The sequence below is a fragment of the Pseudomonas sp. PB105 genome, from assembly GCF_009764655.1.
GTDB lineage: Bacteria > Pseudomonadota > Gammaproteobacteria > Pseudomonadales > Pseudomonadaceae > Aquipseudomonas > Aquipseudomonas cyclaminis.
On record NZ_RWIO01000044.1, the window covers coordinates 11,949 to 30,508 of the forward strand.

Genomic DNA, 18,560 nt, shown 5'->3' on the forward strand with positions numbered 1-18,560 from the left:
AGCTAATCATTAAAAAATAGCATATTAACTATAAACATTATGCTTAGATAAACCCATCAACACCGACTGATGGAATTGTCATGACCCAGGCCCGACACCCCGAGAGACTCAGAGCCTTTATTGGCGCCCTGGCGGAACTGATCGACGGCAATCCACGCGAAGGTGACCTGCTGCACCGTGGCGGCAAGCTGCTCGCGCAACTGGTCAGCCATGATGACTGGCTCCCCGATGAATTCGCCCAACCCAACCCCGAGCGCTACCAGCAATTCTTGCTGCATGCCGATTCGCGCCAGCGCTTCAGCATTGTCAGTTTTGTATGGGGGCCGGGGCAAACCACGCCGATTCATGACCACCGGGTATGGGGGCTGATCGGCATGTTGCGCGGCGCGGAATTTTCCCAAGGTTTTGAACGCGCCCCCGACGGCAGCCTGGTCGCCGAAGGCAAGCCCATTGAGCTGGTGCCAGGCCAGGTCGAGGCGGTGTCGCCCAACGTCGGCGATATCCATCAGGTGAGCAACGCCCACAGTGACAAAGTGTCCATCAGCATTCACGTGTACGGCGCCAATATCGGCGCGGTACGCCGCGCGGTGTACCAGCCTGACGGCAGCGAGAAACTGTTTATCTCCGGTTATTCCAACGCCTACCTCCCGAACATCTGGGATTTGTCCAAAGAAAAGAGCCCTGCCCTATGAGCACCGTACCGACCCGCAGTTTCGCGCAGATTCGCCAGGCCCTGTTGGACCTTGCAGAAGTCGCCCTGATCGACGTGCGCGAAGAAGCGCCGTTTGCTGAATCCCACCCGTTGTTCGCCGCGAATATCCCTCTGTCCAAACTGGAACTGGAGGTGTTTGCGCGCATCCCACGGCGCAATACCCAGGTCACCGTCTACGACAACGGTGAAGGGCTGGCCGTGCGCGCCGCCGAGCGCCTGGCTGCATTGGGCTACACCCAGGTCAGCCTGCTCGACGGCGGCCTCGACGGTTGGCGCAGCGCCGGCGGCGAGTTGTTTATCGACGTGAACGTGCCGAGCAAGGCCTTTGGCGAGTTGGTAGAGAGTGAGCGGCACACGCCGTCCCTGGCCGCCGAAGAAGTGCAGGCCCTGCTCGACAGCCACGCCGACGTGGTGGTGCTCGACGCCCGCCGTTTCGACGAATACCAGACCATGAGCATCCCCACCAGCATCAGCGTGCCCGGTGCCGAACTGGTGCTGCGCGCCCGTGAACTGGCGCCGGACCCGGCCACGCGCATCATCGTCAACTGCGCCGGGCGCACCCGCAGCATCATCGGCACCCAGTCGCTGATCAACGCGGGCGTGGCCAACCCGGTGTCGGCGCTGCGCAACGGCACCATCGGCTGGACCCTGGCCGGTCAGAAGCTCGCCCATGACCAGTCGCGCCGCTTTGCGCCGACGCCGGAAGAACACCGCCACATCGCTGCCCAGGACGCCCGCCGCGTCGCCGACAAGGCCCGCGTCGGCCGCGCCACCCTCGGCGACCTGCAACGCTGGCAGCAGGAGCCGAGCCGCACCACCTACCTGTTCGATGTGCGCACCCCGGAAGAATTCGACGCCGGCCACCTGCCCGGCGCCCGCTCCACGCCGGGCGGCCAATTGGTCCAGGAAACCGATCACGTGGCCAGCGTGCGTGGCGCACGGCTGGTGCTGGCCGATGACGACGGCGTGCGCGCCAATATGTCCGCGTCCTGGCTTGCCCAACTGGGCTGGGAGGTGCACGTACTGGACGACCTGCAGACGGCGCACTTCAGCGAAAAAGGCGCCTGGGTCGCCCCGGTGCCCACGCCGCCCCAGGCCGAACTGATCAGCCCCCACACCCTCGCCGACTGGCTGGCCCACGGCGACACCCTGGTGCTGGACTTCACCGCCAGCGCCAACTACGTCAAACGCCACATCCCCGGCGCCTGGTGGGCCCTGCGTGCACAACTGCCCGACGCCCTCGCAAAAGTACCGACCGCCGAGCGCTATGTGCTGACCTGCGGCAGCAGCCAACTGGCGCGCCTGGCGGTGGCCGAAGTCGAAGCCATTACCGGCAGGCAAGTGTTCCTGCTGCAAGACGGCACCGCGGGCTGGATCAACGCGCAACTGCCCCTGGAAGAAGGCGAAACCCACCTGGCCTCCCCGCGCATCGACCGCTACCGCCGCCCCTATGAAGGCACCGACACCCCCAAGGAAGCCATGCAGGCGTATCTGGATTGGGAGTTCGGCTTGGTCGAGCAATTGGCGCGCGACGGTACGCATGGGTTCTATGTGATTTGACCCCTCCCGGCCGCGACGCTTCGCAAGATGAGTTGCGGCACGCGTTACAAAAATGCAATGCACTCGTACGGAGCGCGGTGTATGTCACATATTATAATTCGTCCGCGCATCTTTCTAACCTATACGGCAGCCTGCCCCTAAACTAAAAAGGCAATGTGCTGCTTATCACTGAAAACTTCTCTATAAGAGCTCCTTTAACGGCCAAATACTCCAGTGCAGCGTCCAAGCTTATAAATATTTTTACCTCTTCATTCTCGTCATCCTCAATCAGATCCATGCGCGATACCTCAACCGCAAAAAAGTACGTACAGTAAACATCATCTTGTTTTTTTATAGCGTATTGAAAAAAAAGCTCCTCACCACAGATCGTGCGACGTTCTTCGTAGCCTCTGCGCTTACCCGCATTTAGCGCCTCAATGAGCTTGTTCATTTTTTAACCCGCGATATCAATACGAACCATTGTTCCGTCAGCGCGCTTAATGTTGACGTGTGGTAGTTCACCATGGCCAGTGCCTTTCGGGTCGTCATGACCGTAAACACGCCCGGTATCCTTATTAATTGGATAATCTTTTCTATAACGAGCTTTTCCATCTCTTTTCTTAAACTGGTCCATCTTATGTTTCTTTCTTATACCACCAGCATCTTGCGAGCCTATACCCCTGACTTTCTGGATATCAGGAAATGCTGCGTCCAACAACTCGTTAGCCTCGCTTTTGTCCTTAACCCTCACGACTGTTTTTTGAGGCCCGTTACGTAAGGCGTCCACTTTCTTTGGACAGGCTGCCAGACCCAAGGGATCCAACCACGTAAAGGGATTAGGCGAGTAGGCGTAAGTATTCACGCCCCCCATCAACCCAATCGGATCCGGCGTCGTAAACCGCCCCACATCCGGATCATAAAACCTAAACGTGTTGTAGTGCAGCCCGGTCTCCCGGTCCAGGTACTGCCCCTGAAAGCGCAGGTTCTGTTCTTCGATAAAGTACGGCTTGCGCACCTCTTCGAGCGTGTTTCCCCACACACGGTATCGCGCATGCCACACGGTTTCCCCTTCGGTTTCGGTCAGTTGCTCAGGCAAACCGTTCAGGTCGTTGTGGTAGTAACGGATTTTTTGCTGGGGGCCGATCCCATCGACTCGCGCCAAGGGTTCGTAGCCTTCATCTTCATAGATGTAGAGGCTTGTCTGGGTATGTTTGTGCTCCTGCAACAAGCGCAAGCCGTCCCAATCAAAGCGGGTCTCTGCCAGCGTAAATCCGTGGCTGTCATGCTCGGTCTTGGCTATTCGCCGGCCGAGCGGGTCGTAGGTCATTTTCACGACCTGCTCCCGCCCATTTATCTGTCTGCAGACTTCGATCAGCCGGTGTTGAGCGTCGTACGCGAAGCGTTGCAGACCTCGCACGGTACTGCGCTTTTCGATCATTCGACCAAAACCGTCGTAACGGTAACGCTTATCCTGATAGGTCAGGAGCTTGTCGTGCCTGACCAGCCCACCCTGCCCTTGCGGGCCGTCCAGCAGGTTGGCGGCCGCGTCGTAGGCGAAGGTTTGCTGCTGACCTTGAACGTTGTCCTGGCTGGCGATAATCCGGCCGGTCGCGTCGTAATGCAGCAATTGGCGTCGGTGCCCGTCCAGGCGGCCGATCAGGTTGTCCGCCGGGTCGTACTCAAACGTTTTCTGTTGGGTTGGCGGCAACTGCCGGGGCTGGCCTGTAGGGCTGCATTTACGTGAACGCAATCGGCCGCAACGGTCGTACTCGCTACGGGTGATGAGCTGGCCTTGGGTGCGCAGGACTTCACGGTGCAGGCGGTCGCGTTCGAAGTCGCTGATAACGTGGCCGTCAAGGTTAAGCTGGTGCAGGTGGCCGCTGCCGTAGTGCAGGCGATTGAGCCAGCGGCCGTCGGGCAGTTGCGTCTGGATCAGGTTGCCAAGTTCGTCGTAGCGGTGGCTCAGGCTGCCGGCGGCACTGTGTTCGGTGAGCAGTTGGCCCAGTGGGTCGTAGGTGAAGGCTAGAGCCTGAGTGGTCTTATCGTTCGCGGTGAAAGTGACGGCGGTGAGTTGGTCGACTAAATCGTAGGCGTATTCGGTTCGCCCATCCTCCGTCTCTTTGGCCAACAGACGACCGACAGCGTTGCGTTCCAGGTAATGGACGATAGAAGCGTCGGCATTCGATGGCACATATTCGACGGCGGCAAGGTTATGCAGCGCGTCGTACGTATAACGCCGCGAGCTACCGCCGAGGTCTTGTTGCTGGGTAATACGGTCGCCCTGGTCCCAGGTAAAACGGTATTTTTCGCCGTTTTCGTTGGTCAGGGTTTGGAGTCGGCCGTAGGCGTCGTAGCAGAACTCGATCTGTCGGCCATGAGCATCGACCCGCTGGCGCATCTGCCCGCGCCGATCGTATTGATAGCGGGTGATATGGCCCGCTGCATCGGTATAGCCGATCAACTGGCCGCTGGGGTCGCGAAGATACTGTTCGATGTGCCCGTAGGGCCTTTCGGTTTGCAGCATTCGCCCTTGGTGGTCATGTTGATAGCGCTGCCGTTCCCCCCACGCATCGATCACGACTTGCAGGTGGCCACGCCGATCGTACTCGAATCGCGTGGGGTAACCCGAGCAGTCGATCTGCTCGATCAACTGTCCGATTCCATTCCAGCGTAAGGTGCTGCCTTTGCCCGTGGCGTCGATGATTTCTATCACCTGGCCAAACGCATCATGACGGTACCGCGTGACGTGGCCGAGTGGATCGGTTTCGCTGGTGCAGTTGCCGCGCTGATCGTAGCAATACTGCCAGTGGTGTCCGGTGGCATCGGTCTCTACCAACGGTAGCGACCAGTGCTCCAGCCACGCGGTGGAATCGATACGGCCCAAAGGATCTCGGATGTTGGACAGGTTGCCGGAGGCGTCGTAGCCGAACGCCCACTGCCCGCCCTGAGGATCGGTGGCACCGAGCAACTGACGCTCGTCATTCCATTCAAATTGCCAGGTTTGGCCGAGATTATCGGTATACACGGTGATCTGGTACTGGGCATTCCAACGGCGCGTGCTGACGCGTTTCAGGCCGTCGCTGATCCGCGTGACGCCTCGTGACAGGTCGTAATCGAAGTGGTACGCGTCGCCTTCATCGGTCCAGTGCCTGATCACCTTCCATTCGTAATCATCCACGCAGGCCCATTGATAAAAACACCGCAGACCAGTGGGGAGTTGGTGTTCGACCATGCGCTGGCCACTGTCGTACGCAAAGCGGCGCTGCACATGCCCATCAACATCGCGCACTTCGGCCAGGTCGCCATGTGCGTCGTAGCCGTAGCTGGCGAGGGTTTCTCGGCTGTGATCCAGGTACAGGCGCTCAATACGCTCCACGCGGCCGGGCCATTGCAGGCTGTAGCCCAGTTCGATTCGCACATCGCTTAGGGGGTCGCGCAACTGACTCAGGCGGCCTTGATCGTCATAGTCGAGGACGACGCGATTGTCATTGCGATCTCCCAACTGGTTCAGCCGCAAGTGCAAGGGATTACCAGGCGTGGGCTCGAATAGCCGATAACGGCCGTCGACACTTTCAATCAGCAGGTGGCCGTCACGATGGCGTCTTACACTCAAGCCTTCGCCCGCGCTGAACACCGCGCCGCCCAATGCAATCGCGCCCATGTCGATCCGACGCGCTTGCTCATCGGTGTAGATCAGTTGCTCGCCGCCTTCGGGATGCGCGCCAATCTCGACGCTAACCTCGTAGCTCACACTCCAACCGCAGCCAAATAAGCCCTCGCGGCGTTCGTCCTGGCTGCTGTAGTAGCGTTGCCACACAATCGGCAACAGGCCTGGCAACGCGAAATCCAGATCATCGTTTCCATCAAGGATCTTCGCACCCGTGGCGCTGTGCACTGGGTTGGGCGACCCCGCGACCGCAGCGGTCAGCGCTCGGTCCACCTGGCTGCTACCCCACGACACCAGCCCACCCACCGCCATGCACGGCAACTGGCTGAAGAACTTCGCGCCACCGCCTCGCAATGCCAGCAGCGCCGTCACGGCCAAGCCGACGCCCGGCGTCTTGCCGCTGTGAATCTCGCGGACCACCACCGGCGCGCCGCCGACGATCACATTCGATGAAACCTGGACGTTTCCGACCTTGGCTTCGCAGCTGCTTCTGTCCCCGCTGCGCACAGCGGGCTGGCCGTTGATGAATACTTTGCTGGAACCTTCGGCCAGGTACTGCTCCGGCATGGGCGGGTGTTTATTGCAGTCGACCGTATCGGCAGGACAAGGCACCGCACCCGTGGCCGGAGCAGCCACGGTCGGACGCCACAATTGAGTAAAGAAGCCTGCGGCGATATCCAGATAGGTCGGCTCAACGCCAGCCTCGGCCACCACAGGCAAAACTTTTCCGGCCGCACGCGCAGCTGGTTTGCCATTGATGAACACATCGGGCGAGCCACTGCGGATAAAGGCATCGACTACCGGCGGGAACAGAGCATCGGCGACCGATTCACATAATCGCGAAAGCCCCTTATCCGCCCCGGCCTTGCTCATCCCGACGCCGACGACCACCCCCACGACCGCGCCCAATATGACGCAACCGAGGCCGCCCGTCGCCACGGTTATCCCCGTCGCCACCACCACGGCCGCTGTTGCCAGGGCGGTCACGGCCACGTTGGCCGCAATCTCAAGCACCCCACCCAGCACGTCGGCGAGCATTGAGCTGTGCAACAGCGCATCACCCTCGCGGGCCGCCCACGGCGTATCAGTCATGTGCAACGATCCCTGTCCGAAAAGACCGAGATCAAATCACGCAGTGGCGTTATTGCTCAGGTGAGACTTTCCGAGTCGCTCGTAGGAAAGCTCTGGGGCACGGCACCTGATAAATGCAATAACCGAATAATAACAATAAATATAATTAATATATTTGATAATTAACTTATAACCAAAAAGAACTTCACAGCAAGTTCTTATGGGAATAACGTGAAGTCCTCACCGACCCCTTCTCCAGGCGGAGGTAACCGAACCCTTTCACGATCTGCCTGGAGCCTGCATCCCATGGTCTTTCCCACCCCCTTCAAACACCTGCTCCTGAGCACCGCCCTGGCCCTTGGCCTCGCCACCACCGCCCACGCCGCCGACCTGCAACCACTGCGGGTGGCCAATCAAAAATCGACGATCAAGGCCCTGCTCGAAGCCTCCGGCGAAACCAAAGACGTGCCCTACACCATCCAGTGGTCGGAGTTCCCGTCCGCCTCGCCCCTCGGCGAAGCCCTGAATGCCGGCGCGGTGGATATCGGGGCCTTGGGCGACGCGCCCTATGTGTTCGCGCTGGGTGCCGGGGCGTCGCTCAAAGTGGTCAGCATCATCCACGCCGAAGGGCGCAATACCACCGCACTGCTGGTGCCCAAGGACTCGCCAATCAAGACGGCAGCCGACCTCAAGGGCAAGAAAATCGTCACCGGCCGCGGTTCCATCGGGCATTACCTGGCGATCAAGGCATTGGCGACTGCCGGTCTGACCAGCCAGGATGTGCAGTTCATCTTCCTGCTGCCTGCCGAATCGCGCCTGGTGCTGGACAACGGCACCGCTGACGCCTGGGCGACCTGGGACCCTTACACCACGGTGGTCACCTCCCAAAGCCAGGCGCGAATCATCGCCAGCGGCAACACGCTGCTGAGCAACCACCTGTATCTCGCGGCGACCAGCCAGGCCATCGCCGACAAACGCACACAACTCGACGACTTTGTCGCCCGTGTCGACCGCGCCTACGCCTGGGCCAATACGCACCCCGACGAATACGCCGCCGCCCAGACCAGAATCACCGGCCTGCCACTGGCGGTGCATGTGGCCGTGGCCAAGGAAACCCGCCTGAGCCCGGTGTTGATCGATGACAGCGTGATCAGTGGCCTGCAAGCCACCGCCGACACCTATCAAAAAGAAGGCCTGCTGACCAAACACATCGACGTGTCCCAGGGCTTCGACAAGAGCTTTAACGCCAAGCGTGCCCCCAACAACCAAGCCTCGCGCTGAAGGAGCAGAACATGAGCAAGCCACGTCATTTGAAATTGGGAGCAATGGTCCACGGTGTCGGTCACGGCTGGGGCGAATGGCGCCACCCGCAGGCCCTACCGAATGCCAGTACCGATTTCGGCTTCTACAAGCAGCAGACTGAACTGGCCGAAGCCGCCAGATTCGACTTCGTGTTCATCGCCGACAGCCTGCATATCCACGCCAAATCCAGCCCCCATTACCTCAACCGTTTCGAGCCGCTGACGATCCTTTCAGCCCTCGCGGCCCTGACCACCCATATCGGCCTGGTCGCCACCGTGACCGTCAGCTACACCGAGCCCTACCAAGTGGCGCGTCAGTTCGCGTCCCTGGACCATATCAGCGGCGGTCGCGCCGGCTGGAACGTGGTCACCTCGTGGCTGAGCGGCACCGCCGACAACTTCGGCAAGGCCGAGCATCCGCCGCATGCCGTGCGTTACCGCATCGCCAAGGAACACCTGAACGTGGTCAAGGGCCTGTGGGATTCCTGGGAGGACGATGCCTTTGCCTACAACAAGCAAAGCGGCGAGTTTTTCACCCCGGACAAGCTGCATGCGCTGAACCACAAGGGTGAGTTTTTCTCGGTCAAGGGGCCGCTCAACATTGCACGTTCACGCCAGGGCCAGCCGGCGATTTTCCAGGCCGGCACCTCGGAAGACGGGCGTAACTTCGCCGCCGAACATTCCGATGCGATCTTTGTGCATGTGGAAAGCATCGAAGAAGGCCTGGCCTACTCCCAGGACCTCAAGCGCCGGGCCAAAGGCTTTGGCCGCGATACCGACAGCCTGTCGATCCTGCCGGGCATCCGCCCGATTGTCGGGCGCGATGCCGCCGAAGTGGAAAGCCGCTACCAGCAAGCCGTGGACCTGGTCACCGTGGAAGACGCCATCGTCGCCCTCGGTCGTCCGTTCAACGACCACGATTTCAGTCAATACCCGCTGGACGAGCCCTTCCCGGAACTCGGCGACCTGGGCTCCAACAGCCAAAAAGGCGGGTCCGACCGCATCAAGCAACTGGCCCGCGACGAGGGCTTGACCCTGCGCGAAGTGGCCCTGCGCTTCTCGCGGCCCAAGCGGGATTTTGTCGGCACCCCGGAGCAGGTCGCCGATGCGATCCAGACCTGGTTCGAGACCGGCGCCAGCGATGGTTTCATCGTCAACTCGGTGCTGCCGGATGGCTTGCAGTTCTTCACCGAGCTGGTGGTACCGGTGCTGCAACAGCGCGGGCTGTTCCGCACCGAGTACAGCGGCCACACCCTGCGCGATAACCTGGGCCTGGGCGTGCCGGCCAACCGTTACAGCGTCGAGGTGGAAGAACCGCAAGAGGCGCTGGCATGAGCGAATCCCTCAACGGTCGCCTACGCTCCGTGGAAGTCGCCAACTTCGAAGCCCTGCTCGAACGCCTCACCACCGAGCTGGCCAGTACTGCGCCGCAGTACGACGACAGCGGCGCCTTCCCCCACGCCAACTTCCAACGATTGCAGGAACACGGCCTGGTCGCCCTCACCGTGCCCAAGGCGCTGGGCGGCGGCGGTGCCAGCCTGGCCCAGGCGCGCAAGGCGATCAGTGCGATTGCCAAGGGCGAGCCGTCCACTGCGCTGATCCTGGTGATGCACTACCTGCAACACACACGCCTGCAAGACAGCAAAACCTGGCCCCCGCATCTGCGTGTGAAAGTCGCCGAAGACGCGGTGCGCAACGGCGCGCTGATCAACGCCCTGCGCGTCGAGCCCGACCTCGGTACCCCGGCCCGTGGCGGCCTGCCGGCGACCACCGCCGTGCGCACCGCCGAAGGCTGGCGCATCAGCGGGCGCAAGCTCTACTCCACCGGCAGCCACGGCCTGAGCTGGTTCAGCGTGTGGGCGCGCAGTGATGACGCCGACCCGCTGGTGGGCGCGTGGCTGGTGCCCAAGGACAGCCCCGGCGTGACCATTATCGACACCTGGGATCACCTGGGCATGCGTGCCACCTGCAGTCACGAAGTGGTACTCGACAACGTGCTGGTGCCGCTGGACCACGCCGTCAGTGTCAGCCCCTGGAGCGCACCGCAGCCGGAGCTGGACGCCGACGGATTCCTGTGGATGGCGGTGTTGCTGTCGTCGGTGTACGACGCCGTGGCCCAGGCCGCGCGGGACTGGCTGGTGAACTGGCTGCAAGCGCGCCAGCCCTCCAACCTCGGCGCCGCGTTGTCGACCTTGCCGCGCTTCCAGGAAACCGTCGGGCATATCGACACCCTGCTGTTTGCCAACCGCAGCCTGCTCGACGCCGCCGCCGACGGCCACACCCCGGCGGCCAATGCCGCACAGTTGAAGTACCTGGTCACCAACAACGCCATCCGTGCGGTAGAGCTGGCCATCGAAGCCTCGGGCAACCCCGGCCTGTCACGCCACAGCCCCCTGCAACGGCACTACCGCGACGTGCTGTGCAGCCGCGTCCACACCCCGCAGAACGACGCCGTGCTGCAAGGTGTCGGCAAGGCCGTGTTCGCCCAACGCCAGAAGGAACGCACATGACTCAGGTGATTATCGCCAGCCAACTGGGCGAAGATTTCAATCAAGTGATCCGCGAACGCCTGGCGCCGCTGCACCCCGACGCCCAGGTGATCGACGTCCCCATCGGCGTCCCCAGCGACCTGCCGCCCCACGCGAACATCCTGCTGCTGCGCCCGATCAATGTGCGCGGCTACACCGCCCCGGACATCCCGCCCCCAGGCTGGCCGTACGCCGCGAAATGGGTGCACCTGGTGTCGTCGGGGATCGATTTCTACCCGCAGTGGCTGTTCAATGGCCCGCCGGTGACGACCTCCCGTGGCAGCGCCGCCGACAACCTCGCCGAGTTCGCCCTGGCGGCGATCTTTGCCGCGTCCAAGCACTTGCCGGACATCTGGGTGAAAGACTCACAGTGGAATTTCACCGCGCTGCGTCCACTCAAGGGCACCACTTTGGGCATCCTCGGCTTTGGTGCGATTGGTGAAAGCCTGGCGCAGAAGGCCCACGCGTTGGGGATCAACGTGGTGGCGCTGCGCCAGAGCCCGACGCCGTTCGGGGTCGACGGGGTTGAAGCGGCAAGGGACATCCACGACCTGTTCGCCCGCGCCGACCACCTGGTGCTGGCGGCGCCGCTGACCGATGCGACGCGCAACATCGTCGACCGCGACGTGTTGGGCAGCGCCAAGCCGGGGCTGCATTTAATCAACATTGCGCGGGGTGGCCTGCTTGATCAGGAGGCGCTGCTGGAAGCACTGGACAACGGGCAGATCGGCCTGGCATCGCTGGACGTGACCGAGCCGGAACCGTTGCCGGATGGGCACCCGTTGTACAGCCATCCAAGGGTGAGGTTGTCGCCGCATACGTCGGCGATTTCGACCAATAGCCGCAATGAAATTGCCGATACGTTTTTGGCGAATCTGGAGCGCTACATTTCGGGTACCGAACTGGCAAATCTCGTTAACGCCTGACGCAGTTTAAAAATGTTGGTGTTATTTGATGCGGTAGTGGAACGTGTTGCGCACCGCCGGCACCGCAACAGCCTTGCCATCAACGATTCTTGGCTGATAGCGGAAGGTGTTCGCCGCCGTCAGTGACGGCCGCATGAACAACGGATGGCAGCCGTCCAGCACCCTGGGATTTTCCACGCGGCCCTCGGTGTTGACGCTGTACTCCAGGGTGCAATCGCCTTCGATGTTCTTGTCCAGGGCGCGCTCGGGGTAGTCCGGTGCTTCCTTGCTCAGAGGCTGGTATTGGCGGCTGTCAAAAGCCGGTGCCGCTGCTGGGGTGGGTGTTGCGACGCGGGCTTTTTCGGCGGCCTGGCGCTCCTGGGCCACGCGTTGCTGTTCCAGCTCGCGGTTGCGTTGCTCGCTCGCCAGGCGTTCCTGTTGTTGCTCGACCTTCTTTTCTTCGACACGTTTACGCGCCAAGGCGGCTTTCTCCAGCTTTTTTGCCTGGATTTGTGGGTCCACCGCAGGCTTGACCGGCGCCGGGACCACTACCGGCTCTGGCGGCGCGGGTGCAACGGCCACCGGTTCTGGCTCCGGCGCAGGCGGCAGCATGACCAACTGGGTGTGCATCACCCGAGGCGCCTCCACCAGCGGCTTTTGCGTCGACCAACCCACCATCAACGCCGCCAGCACGCCCGCGTGCAGCGCCACCGCCAGGCTGGCGGCGAAGCTGTTGCGCCACACGCCGGACGTATCCCTGGGTTCCATCGCAAGCTGTGGACTGTGCATGATCATCGCCGTCATTGCGGGGCCTCGGTCACCAGCCCCAGGTTGCTCACACCGCCTTTTTGCAACACCGCCATGGCAGCGACCACACTGCCGTAGCCGGCATTGTCGTCGGCGCGGATATACACCTGGGTGTCACTGCGCGCCGCTACCACCTGCATGACCTTGGCGCCCATTTCGTCCAGGCTCACGGCGCTGTCGGTCTGGTGGCGGGTGTCGAGCTCGCCGCCGAGGTTCCAGTAGTAGCCGCCGTCGGCTTTTACCGACAGCGTCAGGATCTGCTGGCGGGTATCGGTGGTCAGCGCCTCGGCGGCGACCTTGGGCAGGTCGATCTTCACGCCCTGGGTCAGCATCGGCGCGGTCACCATGAAGATCACCAGCAGCACCAGCATCACGTCGATGTACGGCACCACGTTCATTTCGGCCTTGGGCCCGTGTTTGCGCTGCGGCCTGACTAACATGGGGATGCTCCTGTTCAGGCCGCTACGGCCAGGTTGATCGGCGCGCCGCGCAGGGTACGGTGCAGGCGCACTTGCAGTTCGTTGCCGAAGGCGTAGTAGCGAGTAAGCAAGGTCTGGCCGCGTGCGGCGAAGCGGTTGTAGGCGATCACCGCCGGGATGGCTGCAAACAGGCCGATGGCCGTGGCGATCAGCGCTTCGGCAATACCCGGCGCCACCGTCGACAGCGTGGCCTGTTGCACCTGGGACAAGCCGATAAAGGAATTCATGATCCCCCACACTGTGCCAAACAAACCGATATACGGGCTGACCGAACCCACGGTCGCGAGAAACTGCAGGCCCTTTTCCAACTCGATTTCCTGCTCGGTGATCGCCACCTGCAAGGCACGCTCAACCCCTTCGAGCACCGCCGGGTCATGGCTGTGCAGGTGCTGGTATTCCTGGACGCCGGCGATAAAGATCGGCGCAATCCCGCCCTCGCCTGCCTGCACGGTTTCGCGGTACAGCGGTTGTAAGTCGGGGGCCGCGCGAAAGCGCTGCACAAAGCCGTTCAACTGGCGCTCCAGGCGGCGCAGGACGCTGCCGCGCTGGATGATCAGGTACCAACTGAGCAGCGACGCCAGCAGTAAAGTGATCATGACCGCCTTGACCAACAGGCTGGCGTCACTGATAAGGCCCCAGATCGTCATATGTTCCATCGTCGCGTGCATGGTGATGTCCTATTCGATTAAAAAGTGATGACCGGGTGATGACGGTTCACGGCAACTTCAGCGCGCGGGTCACGTCGGCCCACGGCACGAATTTGAAGTTCTGGGTTTGCTCGGGCATGCGCTTGCGCCCGTCCTGCACCACCAGCATGCCTTGGCTCCACGGCCCGCCAAGGTTGATCGCGGTGACTTCCAGGCCATCGGTTTCCGAGGCGCCGTCAATACCGGCGGCGGCATTCAGACCGACACGAAACCCGCCGTGAATGGCGAATGGCGGCTCGGCATCCACCACTAGGTAGCTGTCGTTGCCTTGGCTGGAGATCACCAAATAGTCGCGTTTATCGCTCTGGTACAGCGCGAGGCCTTCGACATCCGCATGCAGTTGCGGGCCGACCTTGATCACGCTGGTGAGCATGGCCGGTTGATCAGCGCGGGCGTCCACCGCCCAGACGCCCACGTCCTCCTCACCAATAAACAGGCGCTGGCGCTGATCGTCGGCCACACAGCCTTCGGGTTGGCTGTCGACCTTGAACTGGCGCACCAACTCACCCTGCACGCGGCCGTCCGGGGCGCTGAGAAGGTATTGCAGAAAGGTGCCGTCCTTTCCGTTGGCGATGGCATAGATCTCGCCGCTGGCGGGCTGGTACAGGCAGATGCCGTAGATGTCCTTGAGCGGCGTGGGCACTTCACCGGCCTCGCGCAACTCGCCGCTCTGGCGGTCGATGCTGAACAGGCTGAGGCTGTTGTGATCACGATTGCTGGCGACGGCGAGGTCCACAGTCTGCGCACCCAGCTTGAAGTTGGGGCGTACATCGACGTTGTTCAGGCGCCCGACTGCCAGTTCCTGCAGCAGCTTGCCATCGAGGTCGTAGGCCAGCAGGCCCTGCTTTTTGTTGGTACCCAGTACGCGGCTTTTGGCCGGGGTCTGGGGGTGAATCCAGATCGCCGGGTCATCCGCCGCATCGCCCTGGCGGCCGACCGGGTCGGTTTGACGCACGGCGGCCACTTGCGGCAGCGCCGGCTCGGCTGCTACCGGTTTGGCCTGCCAGTTGAGTTTGCCCTGGTAGAGCTTGCCGCTGTCGTCGTCGCGTACCAGCAGTTGCTGGCCGTTGACGCTCAATTGCTCCGGTTCTTTCAAACCTGGCAGGCGCAGGCTCGATTGCTCGACCCAATGTTCGCCGGTCTGTTGGAACAGATGCAGCTGTGCGGTTTTCGGGTCCAACGCAACCAGGCCGCCCGGTACTAGTGCGATGGCGCCGGCTTCACGCTTCGGATCGTCGAACACGGCCACCGGCATGCGTTTCACGTCTGCTTCCGGGTGCGCGGGGTAGGCCCACCAGCCGACATTTTCTTCATTCACCACCAACTGATTGGAAGCGTCATCGACCTGGCAGAACTGCGCCGACGGCGGCAACGGGATCCCGCGCACGCGCTGGGGTTCGGTCAGCAGTGTCGAGCCATTGCCCACCAGCCATTGCTCGCCCTTGCCCTCTTCGCCGACCAGAAACACAAACAGGTTGGCCGCCGAATCGCGGTACAGGCACAGGCCGTTCACCGGGTAATCGCGGGGCGGCAGGTACAGCGGCTTGCCCCAGGTCTTGCTGGCGGGATCGAGGTTGATCAGCAGCGCTTGTTGCCGATCATTGTCGAGACTGGCGACCAGGATTTGGGCACCGCCAGCGCGGGTATCGAGGCTGCTGAAGTTGCCTGTGACGCGGGTCAGTTCAGCGCCTTTGGCGTCGAGCAGTTGCAGGCCGTCGCGGGTGCTGGCGGCCAGGCGTTCGGCGCCAGTGGGCAGGAAGGCCACGGCTTCGGCGTTCAAGAACGGCGCCCACGGACTCAAGGCCAGATCGGTGGCGAATGCAGTGCCGCTGGTGATCAGGGCGATCAGCAAGTACAGCTTGGAAATTCTCATGAACAAGCAAATCCTTCGAAAACAGTGGAGATCCAATGTGGGAGGGGCGGTGCGACGATTCGACTTGCCCCCGATGAGGGTGTGTCAGTTGATCAATCTTTCACTGATCCACCGCTATCGGGGGCAAGCCCCCTCCCACATTTGGAAAGTGGTTGGATTCAAAAGTGGGTAAAGGTCAGGCCCACTTTGTAGGTCGGGCCGTACTCTTCGTACTGGCCGTTGTAGCTGCGGTGGCCGGTGTAGACGAAGTACGACTCGTCCGTGAGGTTCTGGGCCTCGAAGCTGACTTGCAGGTTCTTGGTCAGCGAGTAACGCGCACTGAAATCGACGAAGGTCTGCGCATCCACATGCAGGTCGTGGGCTTTGTCGTTGATCGAGGCCAATTCATAGAGGTAGGCCGACTTGTAGTTGGCCGACAGGCGCAGGCTGAGTTTGTCGTCTTCCCAGCCGAGCATCAGGTTGCCGACGGTGTCCGACTGATTGGGCAGGCTGATGTTGCGTTTGCGATTCGTGCCGCTGGCGGCGTCGAAGCCTTCGATATCCGCACTGGAACGGCTGAAGGTGCTGTTGGCACCGATCAGCAGACCGTTCCACGGCGCGGGCAGCCAGTCGAATTTCTGCGAATAGGCCAGTTCCAGGCCGTAGAGCTTGGCGCTGTCGCCGTTGGCATAGGTGTGGGCCTCGGAGAAGTTGGCCCAGGCGCCGGTGCCGGCCACGTCGGTGTTGTAGACGAAGTTCTTGATGTCTTTGTAGAACACGAACGCCGACACGGTGCCGGCGCGGCCCATGAAGTGCTCGATGCCCAGGTCCAGGTTGCTCGACTCCAGGGGCTTGAGGTCCGGGTTGCCGAAGGTGGCTTCGTCATCGTCGATCACAAAGCCCGGCGCCAGCTGGCCGAAGGTCGGGCGCACCACGGATTTGGTCCACGCCGCACGCACCTGGGTGTTCTTGTCGATCTGGTAGCGCGCATGCAGGCCCGGCAACCAGTGGTGGTACTGGCGCTTGGTCTCGGTGGCAGTGAACACGCCATCGGTGGCGCCGGTGCCCTTGGCTTCGAACTCGGTACCCTCGTAGCGCAGCCCGGCGATAAAGCGCCAGTCGTCGATATCGATGGTGTTCATCAGGTAGCCGGCGTTGATGTCTTCACGAATGGTGAAGTCGTTGACCCTGGATTCGGTCTCGTCATAGAAGTCCGCCGCGTTGAGGCTGCCGATCAACTGCTTGATGCTCCTGGCGCTGATGCCGGGGCCGTAGTTACCGAGGCGATAGTCGACGCTGCCCTTCTGGAACTGGGTCAGGTTGAGCTGGTCGGCGGTGTAGCCGAGGGTGTCGAAGTCCTTGTAGACCCAGGCCTCCAGGTCGTTGTCCTTGTTACGGCGGCTGACCTTGCCGCCGAATTTGACCTGGGAGGCGTAGCCGCTCAGGTCGTAGTCGCGGGCCAGGTCCAGGCGCAGGTTTTTCTCGGTGTCCTTGGTGTTCTGTTTTTCCCAGTCGACCTTGTCGAGAGTGAAGTTGCTGGGGTCATAGAAGCCCGCACCGATGATCGGGCGTGGCTTGTCCTTGTCGTAGAACCCGCTGTTGGCAAAGTCGCCGCCGTCGAACGTGGCCCCGGCGATATGCGCTGGGCTGTCCTCGCTGGACTGGCTGTAGCCGGTCTGGCCGCTGAGGGTCCACAGGCCGAGCATGCGCTCGCCGCCGAACACATAGGACTGGATTTCCTGGGTTTCCTCGCGGTTCTTGAGCTTGCGCTTGGCTTCGGCATCACCCAGTTCACCGGCGGCCTGGGGGTCGGCAAATTCGAGGCTGGTGGAGTTGCGGGTCTCGGTGTCCTTGTAGCGGCTGTAGAGGGTGCGCAGGTAGTAGCTGCTCAGATCATCGGGCTTGTAGTCAAAGTTCAGGCCACCGCCGGCGCGTTCGCGACTGATGTCGTAGTCGCGCTGTTCAAACTCGTTGAGTTTGGCGCCGTCGGTGAAGTCCCAGGCGCCGCCGGTTTCGACGTTGTCCGAGCCGAAGTCGCGCTTCTGCCAGCTCAGGGCCGCAGCGACGCCGAAGTTGTCGATGCCGTCGCCGAGGCTGAAGCGATTGCTCGCGGCACCGGAAAATTTGGGGCTGGTCTGGCTCGTATTCTTGTCGTAGCTGGCTTCGGTACTGCCGGTGTAGAACAGGCCTTTGTGGTCGAAGGCCGACAGGCTTTGCACATCGACGGTGCCGCCGAGGGAGTTGGCGTCCATGTCCGGGGTGAGGGTCTTGATCACCGACAGCGATTGCACCAGTTCCGACGGCAATACATCGAGGGCCACGGCGCGGCGTGCGCTTTCCGGGGCGGGCACCAGGGTGCCGTTGATGGTTACGCTGTTGAGGTCCGGGCCAAGGCCACGCACGCTGACAAAACGGCCTTCGCCCTGGTCGCGCTCGACGCTGATACCGGGCAAACGCTGTACCGCTTCGGCGACGTTTTCATCCGGCAACTGGGCCACGCCATCGGCATGCACCACGCTCTTGATGCTGTCAGAGCTGCGCTGCTCTTTGAGCGCCTGATCAATGGCGGCGGCCTGGCCGACCACTTCAACGTGCTCGGTGGTGGTGGCCTCGGCCGCATTCAACCGTTCGCTGGCAATCGCCAGGGCCAAGGCGGTGAGCGTGAAGCTGACGAGCCCGGTGCGCTTGTACATGAAATCCTCCCCAAGAATCCGTTGGCGCCAGGCAAGTGGCCCGGCAACTGGGAGGGCAAGCTAGGGGTGGGGGATGACGGTTCTGTGACAGGGGTTGGCGGCGGGGCCCGTAAACCGGGGGTTTCACCGGGCTCTCGACTTGGAATGAGCTGAAATGACCTGTGGAGTTCAAATGTGGGAGGGGGCTTGCTGTGGTGAGCGGGCTTGCCCCGCGCTGGTCTGCGAAGCAGACCCAGAGGATCCTCAGTGAACCCGTCGGGGGGCAAGCCCCCTCATCACAGCAAGCCCCCTCCCACATT

Annotated in this window: 13 protein-coding genes; 6 read left to right on the forward strand and 7 right to left on the reverse strand. The window is 62.0% G+C overall.

From position 1 onward, the window contains the following. The first annotated feature begins 80 nt into the window (after window positions 1–80). Together EJD88_RS11490 and EJD88_RS11495 are read left to right on the forward strand one after the other, a co-directional pair. Window positions 81–692, forward strand: coding sequence for a cysteine dioxygenase (locus tag EJD88_RS11490; protein WP_158877994.1), 612 nt, complete (start codon window positions 81–83; stop codon window positions 690–692). Beyond that, entirely contained in the window at window positions 689–2,272 is a 1,584-nt protein-coding gene (locus EJD88_RS11495; protein WP_158877995.1) for a rhodanese homology domain-containing protein, read from the forward strand. The genes EJD88_RS11490 and EJD88_RS11495 overlap by 4 nt, the downstream gene beginning before the upstream one ends. Before the next feature lie 142 nt (window positions 2,273–2,414). Here the strand turns inward: EJD88_RS11495 and EJD88_RS11500 are convergent, their stop codons facing one another. Both EJD88_RS11500 and EJD88_RS11505 read right to left on the reverse strand, forming a co-directional pair. Then, a complete protein-coding gene (locus EJD88_RS11500) occupies window positions 2,415–2,702 on the reverse strand; it encodes a hypothetical protein (protein ID WP_099586873.1) in 288 nt (95 codons plus the stop codon). A gap of 3 nt (window positions 2,703–2,705) precedes the next feature. Continuing rightward, the gene (locus EJD88_RS11505) at window positions 2,706–7,010 is read right to left on the reverse strand and encodes an RHS repeat-associated core domain-containing protein (protein WP_158878080.1); all 4,305 of its coding nucleotides are present in this window, start codon (window positions 7,008–7,010) and stop codon (window positions 2,706–2,708) included. A 285-nt stretch (window positions 7,011–7,295) separates the two neighbouring features. Between EJD88_RS11505 and EJD88_RS11510 the strand changes: the two genes are divergently transcribed. Genes EJD88_RS11510 through EJD88_RS11525 form a run of 4 tightly spaced genes read left to right on the forward strand, consistent with a single transcriptional unit; the run spans window position 7,296 to window position 11,744 of the window. Next, a complete protein-coding gene (locus tag EJD88_RS11510) occupies window positions 7,296–8,270 on the forward strand; it encodes an ABC transporter substrate-binding protein (RefSeq protein ID WP_099586875.1) in 975 nt (324 codons plus the stop codon). Window positions 8,271–8,281: 11 nt separating this feature from the next. Further along, window positions 8,282–9,625, forward strand: coding sequence for an LLM class flavin-dependent oxidoreductase (locus EJD88_RS11515; protein WP_158877996.1), 1,344 nt, complete (start codon window positions 8,282–8,284; stop codon window positions 9,623–9,625). Continuing rightward, window positions 9,622–10,800 carry an acyl-CoA dehydrogenase family protein gene (locus EJD88_RS11520; protein WP_158877997.1) on the forward strand — a complete coding sequence of 393 codons (1,179 nt, stop codon included), beginning with the start codon at window positions 9,622–9,624 and terminating at the stop codon, window positions 10,798–10,800. Before EJD88_RS11515 ends, EJD88_RS11520 begins: the two co-directional genes overlap by 4 nt. Continuing rightward, window positions 10,797–11,744, forward strand: a complete 948-nt coding sequence (locus tag EJD88_RS11525; RefSeq protein ID WP_158877998.1) for a D-isomer specific 2-hydroxyacid dehydrogenase family protein — start codon at window positions 10,797–10,799, stop codon at window positions 11,742–11,744. The genes EJD88_RS11520 and EJD88_RS11525 overlap by 4 nt, the downstream gene beginning before the upstream one ends. 21 nt (window positions 11,745–11,765) lie before the next feature. Here EJD88_RS11525 and EJD88_RS11530 read toward each other — a convergent pair whose 3' ends face one another. The 5 genes from EJD88_RS11530 to EJD88_RS11550 form a co-directional block, all read right to left on the reverse strand. Continuing rightward, window positions 11,766–12,527 carry an energy transducer TonB gene (locus EJD88_RS11530; protein WP_158877999.1) on the reverse strand — a complete coding sequence of 254 codons (762 nt, stop codon included), beginning with the start codon at window positions 12,525–12,527 and terminating at the stop codon, window positions 11,766–11,768. Beyond that, a complete protein-coding gene (tolR, locus tag EJD88_RS11535; protein WP_158878000.1) occupies window positions 12,524–12,970 on the reverse strand; it encodes a protein TolR in 447 nt (148 codons plus the stop codon). The genes EJD88_RS11530 and tolR overlap by 4 nt, the downstream gene beginning before the upstream one ends. Before the next feature lie 14 nt (window positions 12,971–12,984). Continuing rightward, window positions 12,985–13,677 carry a protein TolQ gene (tolQ, locus tag EJD88_RS11540; RefSeq protein ID WP_099586881.1) on the reverse strand — a complete coding sequence of 231 codons (693 nt, stop codon included), beginning with the start codon at window positions 13,675–13,677 and terminating at the stop codon, window positions 12,985–12,987. Between the two features lie 46 nt (window positions 13,678–13,723). Beyond that, window positions 13,724–15,589, reverse strand: a complete 1,866-nt coding sequence (locus EJD88_RS11545) for a phytase (protein ID WP_158878001.1) — start codon at window positions 15,587–15,589, stop codon at window positions 13,724–13,726. A gap of 158 nt (window positions 15,590–15,747) precedes the next feature. Continuing rightward, complete coding sequence (locus EJD88_RS11550) at window positions 15,748–18,261, reverse strand: TonB-dependent receptor (RefSeq protein ID WP_158878002.1); 2,514 nt, start codon at window positions 18,259–18,261, stop codon at window positions 15,748–15,750. Between the last annotated feature and the right edge of the window lie 299 nt (window positions 18,262–18,560).